The following is a 12254-nucleotide window of genomic DNA, read 5'->3' as shown; positions in this document are numbered from 1 at the left end:
GGTCACGGCAGGACACCGGCCCGGAGGCAAGGGATAGGGTTGGGCAGTGGTTCAAAAGGCTGAACGGGTGAACGCCCCGCAACTTTCCGGGAAGACGTCCCCCGCCAGGCAGGGCCGGCCGGTTGGCAACGTGACCCGCGGCACCACCAACCCCAACCGGATGCGCCGGGTGGACCGTTGGCTGACGGGACCCCAGGCCTGGCGGCTCCGGTCCGCGGCGGACCCGCTGGTGGTTGACCTTGGCTATGGCGCGACGCCGGCCACCGCCGTCGAACTTTACGAAAGGCTCGCCGCCGTCCGGCCGGACGTGCGGGTCTGCGGGATTGAAATTGACCCCGGGCGCGTGCGGGCGGCCCTTCCGTTGCAGCGTCCCGGGCTGACCTTCCAGGTGGGCGGCTTTGAACTGCCCGTTCCCGGCCGCCCCATCCTGGTCCGTGCGTTCAACGTCCTGCGGCAGTATGAGGAAGCCGACGTCCAGGGCATCTGGCGGCTGGTGCAGGACCGGCTCTCCCCCGGAGGTTTGTTCGTGGACGGCACCTGCGACGAAATCGGACGCCGCGCCACGTGGGTGGCGCTGGACCGGGACCGGCCGCTGTCCCTAAGCATCTCGGTCCGTTTCGGCAGCTTCGAGCTGCCGTCGGAAGTGGCCGAACGGCTTCCCAAAGCCCTCATCCACCGGAACATCCCCGGTGAACCGGTTCATGCCTTCATGCAGGCGATGGACAGGGCATGGCTTGAGAGCGCACCGCTGGCCTCATTCGGCAACAGGCAGCGCTGGGTTGGCATGTGCCGCAGCCTGCGCGGGGCCGGGTGGCCGGTCCAGGACGGGCCCGCCAGATGGCGCCTTGGAGAGCTGACGGTGGACTGGGAGGCGGTGGCCCCCCAGGTTTAGGCCCTGCCGGGGTGGATCACCAGGGACCGTAAGGGCCCATGTTGCGGCTGCCGCCGCGGCCTGCGTCCTTCACGGCGGGACGGACATCGGCCAGGTAGACGGAGGCGGCGACAACCGCGGCCAGTCCGAACAGGCCAAGGGTGCTGAAGAGGCCTCCGCCGGCGCCGAACAGCGAAATCACGCCAATCAGGGCCGAGCCGCCGGTGAGGGCGAGCCAGAACGTCTTGGTCCGCTTGCCGGTGGCTTCGAAGGCATTGGGCCGGTGCCGGGCACAGTCCACGAACGCCCACAGCTCAAGCCCCAGGGCCACCAGGCCGAGGATAAAGAACACTGCCTGCTCGATGTAACTGATAATTATTCGACCGTCCACAAGCCCAGCCTAGCCGTCCAGCGTGCCCAGCGCCTGCTTCAGGTCAGCCCAAAGGTCTTCGACGCTCTCCACACCCACGCTTAACCGCACCAGGTTTTCGGGCACGCTGGCGGGTTCGGCCGTATGGCGGCGCCGGCGTTCAATCAGGGACTCGACACCGCCCAGGGACGTGGCGGGCAGCCAGAGCTCCAGTGCCTGCACCAGTCTGTCCGCAGCGTCGGCACCGCTGAGGCCTGCTGCGGGCGCCACCTGCACGCAGATGATGGAACCGAACCCCTTCATTTGCGCTTTGGCGCGGGCATGGCCCGGATCGGTATCGAGGCCCGGGAACCGGATGGATTCGATGGCGGGGTGCGCGGCAAGGCGTTCCGCCAGGATCATGGCCGATTCCTGGGACCGCTCCACGCGCAGCGCGAGGGTCCGCAGGCCGCGCAGGGCCAGCCACGCCTCAAACGGACCGGCGATGGCGCCGTGGATGATGCGGTGGTGCAGCAGTTCGGAGCGGATTTCCGGGTTTGAAGTCACCAATGCACCGAGGACGACGTCGGAGTGCCCGGCAAGGTACTTCGTCACCGAATGCAGGACGACGTCGGACCCCAGCAGCAGGGGCTGCTGCACCAGGGGCGTGGAGAAGGTGTTGTCCGTGACAACGATTGCGCCCGCCTCATGCGCGGCCTCCGCGACGGCGGTCATGTCCGCGATGCCGAGCATGGGGTTGGTGGGGCTCTCCAGCCACAACATGGCGGCGGCTTTCTCCGAGGGGCCCTTGGAGGCGAGGGCGTCCTTGACCGCAGCGGTATCGGCAATGTCCACGGTCCGCAGTTCGATGAAGCCTTTCTGCGCGAGTTCCGTGGCCATCACCAGGGAACCGGAGTAGCTGTGGTTGGGCATGACCAGCACGCCGCCGGCGGGGATCAGGGACAGCGCCGAGCTGACCGCCGCCAGGCCCGATGCGTAGAGCAGGCCCGGAAGCGAGGCCCCCTCAAGCTGGCCGAGCGCTTCCTCGAAGGGATCCCAGGTGGGGTTGGAGTAGCGGCCGTAGCCCCTGTCCCCGTCACCGAGCGGGCCGGTCCCGAAATAGGTGGAGGAAAGGGTGATGGGAGGATTGACCGGCTGGTCCCTTTCCCGTGGCGGACGTCCCGCTGCCACCACCACGGTTTCGGGTGAAAGGGACGCGGCCTGGTGCTCGGAAAGACTCATGGTCAAAAGCGTACTGTTCGGCCCAATCGGGCGGAAAAGCAATGTCGCTTTGTGGACGCCAGTCCATCCACCCGTCCTGCACAGGGGATATTCGGAGGCCCGGAATGTCGCCGCGCCTCGGTAGGCTTGAGAAGTGAACAAACAGAGGGCCGGCGTATTCATCGCATTCGAAGGTGGCGATGGCGCCGGCAAGTCCACCCAGGCGGCCCGGCTTGCCGCGGCACTGGAATCCCGTGGCTACACCGTGCTGCGGACCCGTGAACCCGGCGGCACCCCCGTCGGCGAAAGACTTCGCTCCCTGGTGCTGGACCACGGCAACGGCGAAATCGACGCCCACACGGAGGCCCTGATCTTTGCGGCTTCCCGCGCTGCCCACGCCACCCAGGTCATCCGCCCCGCGCTTGGCCGTGGCGACATTGTGCTGACGGACCGGTATATCGACTCCTCCGTGGCCTACCAGGGGGCCGGCCGCGATCTGGGCCAGGACGCTGTGCGTTCCCTCAATGAGTGGGCTACTTCGGGCCTCCAGCCGCACCTGACTGTCCTCCTGGATGTTGACCCGCAGCTGGGGCGCACCCGCCGCACAGCGGGCCAGGCAGCCGAGGACCGCCTGGAATCCGAAGCTGACGAGTTCCATACCCGCATCCGCGACGCTTTCCTTGAGCTGGCGGCGCGCCGCCCCGCCTCATATTTGGTCCTGCCGGCCCATTTGCCGGTCGATGACCTGGCCGCACGGATCCTCGCCCGGGTCGACACCCTGCTTGATGTTCCCTTCGCAGCAGCCCGGGATACAGCAGCGCAGGATGCTGTTCCGCAGCAGGCCGTGCCGGGCGCCACAAGAGACGGCGCTGGCTCGTGACCGTCTGGGATGACCTGCAGGGCCAGCCCGCCGTCGTCGAACAACTGCGCCAGGCCGCCAGCGGTGAAGGCCTGACACATGCCTGGCTTTTTACCGGGCCGCCGGGGTCCGGCCGCTCCAATGCGGCCAAGGCGTTCGCCGCGGCGTTGAACTGCGACCAGGAGGACGTAAGCCTGCGCGGCTGCGGACAATGCCAGGCGTGCCACACGATTTTGGGCGAAACCCATTCAGACGTGACGTTCGTGCGCACCGAAAAGGTCACCATCACCATTGACGAGGCCCGCGAACTTGTAGCGACGGCGGGGAACCGGCCGTCGTCGGGGCGTTGGCGGATCATCGTGGTGGAGGACGCTGACCGCATGGCCGAGCGGACCACCAATGTGCTGCTCAAGGCCATCGAGGAACCTACGCCACGCACCGTGTGGATGCTCTGTGCGCCATCGCCTGCAGATGTCCTGGTCACTATCCGCTCGCGCTGCCGCAGCGTTGCCTTGAGGTTGCCGCCCGCCTCGGACGTTGCCGCCCTGCTGGTCAGGCGCGACGGCGTGGACCCCGCCCTGGCGGAGCAGGCAGCCCGCACAGCGCAGAGCCATGTGGGCATTGCCCGCCGGCTGGCCAGGGATCCCGCGGCAAGGGAACGGCGCCTGGAGACGGTCCGTTTTCCGCTGGGACTGCGGGGCGTAACGGCCGCCGTCATGATGGCGGACAAGCTGGTCAAGATTGCCACGGCAGAGGCCAACAGCTCCAACGAGGAGCGGGACGCCGCGGAGAAGGCCGCCCTCCTTGCCACTTTGGGGGCGCCGGAATCCGGAACCCTGCCCCCGGCCATGCGCAGCCAGCTGAAACAGCTCGAAGACGACCAGAAACGCCGTGCCAAGCGATCCATCACGGACTCGCTGGACCGGACGCTCACCGATTTGCTGTCCTTCTACCGGGATGTACTGGTCATCCAGCTGGGGAACGCCGTGGAACTGGTCAACGTTGAATTGAGGAGTGAGCTGGAGGATTTCGCCGCCCGCAGCACTCCGGAATCCACGCTGGCCCGGATGGACGCCATCAACAAAGCCCGTGACCGCATCACCACCACCAATGTTGCCCCGCTGCTGACCATCGAGTCCATGGCGGCCAGCCTGATCCAGCCCTCCAAGGAGACCCGATGACTGCCCGCCCTCTGCCCGCACGCCACAGGTCCCTGACGGTCGCCGTCCGCGCCGCGGGTGCCTTGGTCCTGGCCATGGTCCTGGCCTCGTGCAGCCTCCTCAACGGCGGCGGCAAAAACCAGCCGGAGGCGGCCACCGCCAAGGCCGATCCTTCGATCGTGGCGTCCGCTCCTGCCGGGCTGGAAAAGTTCTACTCGCAGGAAGTGGTCTGGCAGCCCTGCGAGGGGGAATTCCAGTGTGCCAAAGTGACCGTCCCCATGGATTATGCCAATCCGGGCGGCGACACCATCCAGCTTGCTGCGCTGCGGGCGCCGAGCACGGGCAAGAAGACGGGCAGCCTCCTGGTCAACCCCGGCGGACCGGGTGCCTCCGGCTATGACTTCGTCAAGGATGCTGCCGGCACCCATTTTTCAGCTGCTGTCCGCAACGCCTATGACCTTGTCGGTTTCGATCCGCGGGGCGTAAAGCGCTCTGCCCCCGTTGCCTGCATGACAGACGCGGAACGTGACGCGTCCCGGGCCAAGATCTACGCCCTCGACACCGACGCCGGGCTGCAGGCGGCACTGGCGGACAACAAGGCCATCGCCGACCAGTGCGCGGCACAAACCGGCCCGGTCCTGGCCCACATCGACACCGTCAGCGCCGCGAGGGACCTGGACGTGCTCCGGGCCGTGGTGAACGACACCAAGCTGAACTACCTCGGATATTCCTACGGCACGTTCCTTGGGTCCACCTACGCCTCGCTGTTCCCGGACAACGTGGGCCGCATGGTCCTTGATGGCGCCCTGGACCCCTCCATCACCAATGAAGAGCTGACCAGCGGCCAGGCCCGGGCCTTCGAAAAAGCGCTCCACACCTACGTGGCCAGCTGCCAGAAACAGGGCAAGTGCCCGCTCAGCGGCGACGCCGATTCCGGCGTGCAGCAGATCCGGGACCTGATCAACTCCATCCGGGAGACGCCGCGCACCGCCAAGGATGGCCGGCTGGTCAACGCAACCACGTTTGTCAGCGGCCTGATTACCCCGCTCTACAACGACCAAAGCTGGCCCGCCCTCACCCAAGCACTTGAGGCCGCCATGTCCGGAGATGTGAGCCTCATGCTCCGGCTCGCCGACCTCGGCGCAGACCGCGCGTCCGACGGTTCCTACACCTCCAATTCGACCTTCGCCTTCAACGCCATCAACTGCCTTGACTACCCCATGGTTTCGGACGCCGCGGGCATGCGGGCCGAAGAGAAGCGGCTGGAACAGGACTCCCCCACCCTTGGCTACTTCTTTGCCTACGGCGGGACCACCTGCGCGGACTGGCCGTACAAGAACGTCCGCACACCGGCGCCGGTGGAATACAGCGGGGACTCCCCCATCGTTGTCATCGGCACCACCGGCGATCCCGCAACCCCCGTCGACTGGGCTGCATCCCTGCGCAAGCAGCTGGGGAACGCAGCGCTGCTGACCTGGAAGGGTGAGGGGCACACCGCGTACGGCCGGGCCAACAGCTGCCTCGAGGACTCCGTGGACAAATACCTGGTGAGCGGAAAGCTTCCGGCCGACAACACTGTCTGCTGACGGCCCCGGCAGCCTTGGCCTGCCCCATTTTGACCGGGGCGCGGGGACTCTATTACAGTTGACTCTTGCATGAAGCGCCCGGTTCCGCCGGGGATTTCATGCGGTGCTTCCTTAGCTCAGTCGGTAGAGCGTTTCACTCGTAATGAAAAGGTCATCAGTTCGATTCTGATAGGAAGCTCGGGATAAACCCCGGACAGCCCCTTCTTTTAGGGGTTTCCGGGGTTTTTCGCTGGTTAACCGGCTTTTCCGGTTTCCACCGCGGGCACGGGAGGCGGCCTCCTTATCGACCCAGTCCCCGCTGCCTGTAGCCGCGGGCCCAGATGACCTCGGCCACCGCGCTGAGGGCCATGGGAAATGCGACGACGGCGGCCAGGTGACGCAGCAGGCTGTAGGGGTCCACCAGCGCCGCCCAGCCCACGAGGACGCCTGGCAGCCCGACACAGACGGTCACCCACACCGGGTTACCACGGGCATGTGACCATACGGAAGCTGCGATGGACACGGCGCACCCGGCGTAGACAAACAGGTTGCCGGTCCACGACTGCTCCATTTCAGCCGGCGTGGGCAGCCAGAGAAACCAATCGGCACGAGCGATCCCGTAGCTGACCAGGACCAGCGAGCTTAAGACGAGCAGGATCCAGGCAGTGGTTCCGGCCCACCGCCGCCTTGCGTCCGAACTTGTCCCCAACGGGCTGTTCTCCTTGGCAACCAACACCTCACCTGCCGGCGATGAAGGCCTCGATCCGTGCCACGTGGACTTCCGCCAGGCCGCGGTCAGGATCAGGCTGTTCGAGGTGCACCGGCTGGCCGTGACCGCTGGCCCATTTCCTGGCGTCGGGTCCAAGTACGTCATCGATCCATACGACTGAATCCCAGTCAGCGTTGTCGCTGGCGTCCATCCTGGCCAGCCACCGGGCAATCGATGTCAGTTTTGGCGTCGGCACGCCCGCGTCAGACTGCCGGAACACCATGGTGACCCGCAGCGGTTCGACGTCAAGCTCCAGCTGGGCTTCCAGACCGGCGACGGTGTCCGCCGGCCACGTGGACGCCCACGCAATGCGTCCGCTGCGGGCCAAGCGCCGGACCAGGGCGCGCTTCTCGTTGGAGAGCCGAAGCAGCGGCCCGTCAATCCCGCTGCCCGGGCGCACGGCGGGATTCAGGACGCCATCGATGTCGAGCAGGATGATGGGCTTCACGGTTTGATGCACAGCGGGAAGGTGACGGCAACGCAGGCTGTCCGAAGGAATGCCGGGCTGGTGAACCCGGCCGCCGCCGGTGAGATTGCTGCTGTCATGTCCCACTCCCCCAAGTGCCAATGTTGCGCTGAGTCTACTACCCGCGGGCGCGCCAGTTTTTCGCGGGTTCGCCCGTGATCGCGGCGGGGCCTCAGGCCTTTGGAAACTCCTTCAGCTTCGATCGGATGAAGTCCTGGTCCTCGCGGGAAACGGCTGCCTCGCCGTGCTGTCCCGTGGGAAGGCTCTCCCCGCTCTCTTTGGAGATCACCGCCGTGATCGTTCGTGGAAGTATCTGGCATCCCGGGTTGTCGATCAGCCACTTCTGGGTTGCCGGGTCCAGGCGGCCCCATCGGTCTTTGAGGTTCATTGCTGGATGTAGCCTCCGTGCTCAGGTGACAGAACTGACTCTGAAGCGGGCGGCTGTGCCCACCCCAAACCACAAGTAAACGCCGGACCGGGCGGAGGGCACAGGGACCAAAGTCCCTGCCGCGGCGCTTTATTACGGCCGGCGCCCAGGCGCCGGGCAAGGTTCAGGAAACGGCAAGGCAGCCAAGGTATCCTCCGGGTATGACCCCCCGCTTCCAGGCTGCTGTTGCGCGCGCTGCTGCCTTAGACGCTGCATTTCCCGCAGTCTGCAGCCTGCCCGCACCTTCCCCATCTCCCTGCCCGGACAGGGTAGGCCGGGCGCGGGCCGCAGGACAGTCCCGGAAAAGGAACTAGCGGTGGAACCACATGTCCCCCGGCACTTGAGCCAGGACGGGAAGGGTCCCGGCCGCAGGGCGGTTTTGCTGGCGGCAGTGCTGACGATGTCCGCCGCCGTGCCCGACCTGCAGCCGCACCCCAAGCACCAAGTCCGGGGATCAGACATGCCGGCGCCCGACGACGGTGCGGCGGGTGCCAGCTCGACCGTCCTGCACTCCGGGCCCGATGGCGACGCGCCCGCCCCCAACACGCCGGCAGCGCCCATACCGTCACGTGCCCAGATTGTTGACACCTACGGGAAGCACCCGGCCCGGTACTGGGGCCTGGAGGCTCCCGGAGTCCTTACGCGGCTGCCACCCGCTTCACAGGGAATCGCCCTTACTTTTGACTTTTGCGGCGGCCCCGGCGGCAGCGGCTACGACCAGGCGCTGCTCGACACGCTGCGCCAACGCCACATCCCGGCCACGCTCTTCCTGAACTCCCGGTGGATCAATGCCAACCCCGCTGCCACGCGGCAGCTAGCGGCAGACCCCCTCTTCGAGGTGGCCAACCACGGGACTTCGCATAAGCCGCTGTCCACCACCGGCAATACGGCGTACGGCATCCCGGGGACCAGGAACGCGGGGGAAGTCTATGACGAGGTCATGCCGAACGACGACGCCCTGGCGGGCATTACGGGTAAGCGTCCCCGGTACTTCCGCCCAGGCACCGCCTACATGGACGACGTCGCCACGGACATCCTGGGTGCTTTGGGCGTAAAGCCGGTGGGCTTCAGCATCAATGGCGACGGCGGTGCAACCTATCCCGCCGCCGTCGTTGCCCGGGAGGTGGGCAAGGCCCGGGCAGGGGACGTGGTCATCTGCCATGGGAACCACCCCAACGGCGGAACAGCGGAAGGCCTGAAACAGGCGGTGGACAAACTGCTGGCAGCCGGCATGTCCTTCGCCCACCTGCCCTGACCCACTGCACCGAAGCATCAGCCGTGGCGGCGCCGTGCCGTTCCGCTGGCGGCCCGCATGCCGATCCGATACGTTGACAGGGAACCTGCCCAGCCGCATCGGATGACCCTGTCCCGCCGCTGCCGAACGTAAGGAACTGTCCATGCCGGAACAACACGACCTTCCCGCAATCGGCTGGGTTCCCGCCTGGGCGGACCTCCAGGAACGCAGCGCAGACCCCATCGGCGCGGGCTTCGTCGTCGAAGCCGGCAAGGGGCAGGATCCCGCAGGCAAGGAATACGTGGCAGGCTGGCCGGGACCTGACGCTGAGAAACTTGCAGGCAAAGCCGCGGGCGAACCCGGTGTGCGCCTTACCCTGCTTTGCGCCGACGCCGGCGCCGCAGAGGGCCTGGCACCGGCCGGCCTCGCTCCGGTGGCTGAGCAGGTCCTGCTCATGGCCCCGACAGCCGGGCTGGACGTGGCTGTGGAGCTGCCCGAAAACTCCCAGGTGGCCCTGGCACCCATGGAGACCTATGACGCCGTCGAAATCACCGTTTTCGACCACCCTGTCGCCAAGGGCCGCATCCAGGTGCGGGATGACTTCGCGGCGGTGGCCATCACCGAACTCCCGCAGGGGCCGGAGAAGGAGGCCTTCGAACGGGGCCTGTTCGCGGCGATGGCGGAGGAGGCTTTCCTCCATGGCGCCGAGTACCTGCATATGGTGGTCCACCCGGACGCTGCCGCCTCCTACGAGGCATCCGGGTGGGCTGCTGCGGGCCGTCTGGCGAGTTTCGAAAGGAACTGACGACGGCGGTCCAGCCCACCGGGGTTGGCGCCGGGCAGCCGTGGACCTGCGGCGGCCAGCCTGACCCGCTGGGTGAAGGGCCCTAATCCGGCCTGCCCACCACCACCTGGGAGGGGCTGTGGGTGACGTAGCCGTTGGCCCAGGAAAACAGCGCCCTGACCTTCTGCTGGAATCCGGGCAGCAGGGCCAGGTGGACCGCCAACCACGACACGAATGCCAGGGGCCCCTGAAGCTGCAGGCGCCGGCGGCCCAGTTCCGCGACCGCCGCGCCGCGTCCCACCATGGCCATGTACCCCTTGTCCCAGTAGCGGAAGGGCTCGCGCACTCCGCCGGTAAGATCCGCGTAGATGTTGCGGGCCGCCCACTTACCCGATTGCTGGGCCACCGACCCGAGCTGTGGCAGCTTGTTCCCGGCTGCGTCGGTGATGTTGGCGGAGTCGCCCAGCACATAGACGCCCTCGACGTCAGGGACGCTCAGATCAGGCTGGACGTCCACGCGGCCGCCCCTGCCTTGCTTCAGGCCGGACTCGGTGATGATCCGCCCGGCCTGCAGCCCGCCGGCCCACACCACAAGCCGGGCAGGAATCACCGTCCCGTCCTTGAGGGTCACCCCGTCCGGGCGGACGTCAGCCACGGGCTGGCCCATATGCAGCTGCACGCCGAGTTTTGTCAGGCGGTCCCGGGCGTACGCCTGCGATTTCTCCGAAAAGGCGGCAAGGACGTTCGGAACCATATCCACCAGATGGACATGGCACCGACCCGCCAGCTCCGGCGAGAAGTACTTCGGCACGAGGTATTTCACGTTTTCGGCCAGCGCGCCGGCAGTCTCGACGCCGGTGGGGCCACCGCCCACCACAATGACGTCAGCGCCGGCCCCGGGCTCGCGGTCGGCCTCGTCCAGGATGGCGGTGATGGCCGCGCTGAGCCGCGTTGCATCCGCCACCGAGTACAGCGGGTAGGCATGCTCATCCGCGCCCGGGGTGTTGAAAAAGTTCGGAACTGCCCCCGTGGCGATGACCAGGGCCTGGGCCCGGTAGGTGGAACCGTCCGCGGTGGTCACGGTCCGGTTCGCCGCGTCGATGGCGGTCACCTCCGCCGTCAGGACCCGGACGCTGTTGATTCCGCGGAACTCCGCGCGCAGCGGCCGCGTCACCGTGGATACGCCGATCTGGGACGCAGCCACCTGGTAGAGGAGCGGCTGGAACTGTTGGTAACTGTTGGCGTCAAGCAGCAGGACCCGGACACCTTTGCGGCCCAACTCTTCAGCCGCAGCTTTCCCGGCAAAACCGCCGCCAACCACGATGACCTGATATGAATCGTCCATTCGTGCAACTTACCCCTCCCGGCCTGCGAGTAACAGGGTGCCTTTTCCCGCACCGGCCGTGGGGGCGTGGCCCGGTCTCCCACGGCGGTGAATCTACGGAAGGCAGCGTTCCCGGCACCTAAGATGGCGGCATGGAAGACGAAGCCCTGGCGGACATTGCCGACCGGCTGTATGCAGGGGCGCTGGAGGACTTCATTGCAGCCCGCGCCGCCGCCGCCAAGGAGGCAGCGGGCCGGGACAAGGACCTCGCGGCAGCGGTGCGGGGACTGCCGAAACCTTCCGTCGCCGCGTGGGCGCTCAACATGCTTGCCAGGCACCGGCCGGACGTGCCGGCCCGGCTGGGCGACCTTGGGGCACGGATGCGGGCCGCCCAGGACTCGCTGGACGCCCCTGCCATGCGCGAACTCGGCCGGGAGCGGCGCACCATGCTCGCAGACGCCGTCGACACCGCCCGGTCTGTGGCTCTTGAGCAGGGCCGGCCCATCAGCGACGCGATGGCAGCCGACGTCGAGGAAACACTCCGGGCCCTGACGGCGGACACGGGTGCAGCCAACGCCGTTGCCAGTGGGCGGCTGCTGAAAGTCCTCTCCTCGGACGGCGTCAACGACGTGGACCTTGGCGGCGCGGTGGCCCTCCCCGGTCTGCTCCCGGCCGCACCGCCGAACCGGGCCGCCGATACTCCCCCGCCTGCACCTCGGGTGGCTGGTATGAAGACGGCAGGGGTGAAGCCGCCAGCCGGGAAAACGCCAGCGGCGAAGGTGGCGGCATCGAAGACGCCGGCGACGGCGCCGCACGGCACCGCGCCAACGCCGGCGAAGCCCCGGCTTGAGGCAGTCCGGCAGACCCCCCGCCCGGCCTCGCCGCCTGCGCTGGAACGGGCCAGGGCCGCCCTCGAGGAAGCCCGGGAGGCCGAAGAAGCAGCGTCACAACTGGCCGGCGGCCTGCGGGAGCAGGAAGAGCAGGCGCGTGCGGACATCGCGGAACTGCAGCAGGAAACGGCTGAACTCAGGAACCGGCTCAAGGCCGCCGAAGAACGCCTTGACCGCTCCCGCAAGCAGCTTGCCACCACCGCAGCGGAAGCGAAACAGGCCGCACGGGCGGCAGACAAAGCCAGCCGGACGGCAATGCTGGCGCAGGAGCGCGTACTCCGCCTGGGCAGCAGCTAAAGGGAGGGCGCATACGGGAATGGCCCGGGAAAAATCCT

13 protein-coding genes and 1 tRNA gene are annotated in these 12254 nt (G+C 67.4%); 8 read left to right on the top strand and 6 right to left on the bottom strand.

The genetic code is table 11. From position 1 onward, the window contains the following. The first annotated feature begins 67 nt into the window (after positions 1-67). Positions 68-892 carry a class I SAM-dependent methyltransferase gene (locus NMQ03_RS03835; protein WP_255174459.1) on the top strand — a complete coding sequence of 275 codons (825 nt, stop codon included), beginning with the start codon at positions 68-70 and terminating at the stop codon, positions 890-892. A 16-nt stretch (positions 893-908) separates the two neighbouring features. Here NMQ03_RS03835 and NMQ03_RS03830 read toward each other — a convergent pair whose 3' ends face one another. Both NMQ03_RS03830 and NMQ03_RS03825 read right to left on the bottom strand, forming a co-directional pair. Further along, a complete protein-coding gene (locus tag NMQ03_RS03830) occupies positions 909-1262 on the bottom strand; it encodes a DUF2516 family protein (RefSeq protein WP_159632915.1) in 354 nt (117 codons plus the stop codon). Positions 1263-1271: 9 nt separating this feature from the next. Then, entirely contained in the window at positions 1272-2462 is a 1191-nt protein-coding gene (locus NMQ03_RS03825) for a PLP-dependent aspartate aminotransferase family protein (RefSeq protein WP_255174458.1), read from the bottom strand. Between the two features lie 133 nt (positions 2463-2595). Between NMQ03_RS03825 and tmk the strand changes: the two genes are divergently transcribed. The 4 genes from tmk to NMQ03_RS03805 all read left to right on the top strand — a co-directional run bounded on the left by tmk (position 2596) and on the right by NMQ03_RS03805 (position 6224). Next, a complete protein-coding gene (gene tmk, locus NMQ03_RS03820) occupies positions 2596-3321 on the top strand; it encodes a dTMP kinase (RefSeq protein ID WP_255174457.1) in 726 nt (241 codons plus the stop codon). Then, entirely contained in the window at positions 3318-4481 is a 1164-nt protein-coding gene (locus tag NMQ03_RS03815) for a DNA polymerase III subunit delta' (protein ID WP_255174456.1), read from the top strand. The genes tmk and NMQ03_RS03815 overlap by 4 nt, the downstream gene beginning before the upstream one ends. Continuing rightward, a complete protein-coding gene (locus NMQ03_RS03810) occupies positions 4478-6046 on the top strand; it encodes an alpha/beta hydrolase (RefSeq protein WP_255174455.1) in 1569 nt (522 codons plus the stop codon). Before NMQ03_RS03815 ends, NMQ03_RS03810 begins: the two co-directional genes overlap by 4 nt. Before the next feature lie 105 nt (positions 6047-6151). Then, positions 6152-6224: transfer RNA gene (locus tag NMQ03_RS03805), tRNA-Thr, on the top strand. Between the two features lie 102 nt (positions 6225-6326). Here NMQ03_RS03805 and NMQ03_RS03800 read toward each other — a convergent pair. The 3 genes from NMQ03_RS03800 to NMQ03_RS03790 form a co-directional block, all read right to left on the bottom strand. Beyond that, a complete protein-coding gene (locus NMQ03_RS03800) occupies positions 6327-6734 on the bottom strand; it encodes a hypothetical protein (protein WP_255174454.1) in 408 nt (135 codons plus the stop codon). A gap of 28 nt (positions 6735-6762) precedes the next feature. Continuing rightward, entirely contained in the window at positions 6763-7242 is a 480-nt protein-coding gene (locus NMQ03_RS03795) for an HAD domain-containing protein (protein ID WP_255174453.1), read from the bottom strand. Between the two features lie 190 nt (positions 7243-7432). Next, positions 7433-7648 (bottom strand): hypothetical protein, encoded by a 216-nt coding sequence (locus NMQ03_RS03790; RefSeq protein ID WP_255174452.1) that lies wholly within the window; start codon positions 7646-7648, stop codon positions 7433-7435. Positions 7649-8003: 355 nt separating this feature from the next. On the opposite strand from NMQ03_RS03790, the gene NMQ03_RS03785 reads away from it, so the two are divergent. Both NMQ03_RS03785 and NMQ03_RS03780 read left to right on the top strand, forming a co-directional pair. Continuing rightward, positions 8004-8942, top strand: coding sequence for a polysaccharide deacetylase family protein (locus NMQ03_RS03785; RefSeq protein ID WP_255174451.1), 939 nt, complete (start codon positions 8004-8006; stop codon positions 8940-8942). A 142-nt stretch (positions 8943-9084) separates the two neighbouring features. Further along, positions 9085-9726, top strand: a complete 642-nt coding sequence (locus NMQ03_RS03780; RefSeq protein WP_255174450.1) for a hypothetical protein — start codon at positions 9085-9087, stop codon at positions 9724-9726. A gap of 82 nt (positions 9727-9808) precedes the next feature. On the opposite strand, the gene NMQ03_RS03775 is transcribed toward NMQ03_RS03780, so the two are convergent. Further along, entirely contained in the window at positions 9809-11050 is a 1242-nt protein-coding gene (locus NMQ03_RS03775; protein ID WP_255174449.1) for an NAD(P)/FAD-dependent oxidoreductase, read from the bottom strand. Between the two features lie 131 nt (positions 11051-11181). On the opposite strand from NMQ03_RS03775, the gene NMQ03_RS03770 reads away from it, so the two are divergent. Further along, the gene (locus NMQ03_RS03770; RefSeq protein ID WP_255174448.1) at positions 11182-12216 is read left to right on the top strand and encodes a hypothetical protein; all 1035 of its coding nucleotides are present in this window, start codon (positions 11182-11184) and stop codon (positions 12214-12216) included. The last annotated feature ends 38 nt before the right edge of the window (positions 12217-12254 follow it).

The organism is Arthrobacter sp. DNA4 (assembly GCF_024362385.1).
In the GTDB taxonomy this organism is placed as follows: Bacteria; Actinomycetota; Actinomycetes; order Actinomycetales; family Micrococcaceae; genus Arthrobacter.
Note: the sequence above shows the minus strand (reverse complement) of the source record. Positions and strands in the feature narration are given on the sequence as shown.

Coding starts and splice junctions, on each gene's coding strand:
- NMQ03_RS03775 (WP_255174449.1), bottom strand. CDS start 11,050: ATGGACGATTCATATCAGGTCATCGTGGTTGGCGGCGGTTTTGCCGGG.
- NMQ03_RS03790 (WP_255174452.1), bottom strand. CDS start 7,648: ATGAACCTCAAAGACCGATGGGGCCGCCTGGACCCGGCAACCCAGAAG.
- NMQ03_RS03825 (WP_255174458.1), bottom strand. CDS start 2,462: ATGAGTCTTTCCGAGCACCAGGCCGCGTCCCTTTCACCCGAAACCGTG.
- NMQ03_RS03780 (WP_255174450.1), top strand. CDS start 9,085: ATGCCGGAACAACACGACCTTCCCGCAATCGGCTGGGTTCCCGCCTGG.
- NMQ03_RS03810 (WP_255174455.1), top strand. CDS start 4,478: ATGACTGCCCGCCCTCTGCCCGCACGCCACAGGTCCCTGACGGTCGCC.
- NMQ03_RS03770 (WP_255174448.1), top strand. CDS start 11,182: ATGGAAGACGAAGCCCTGGCGGACATTGCCGACCGGCTGTATGCAGGG.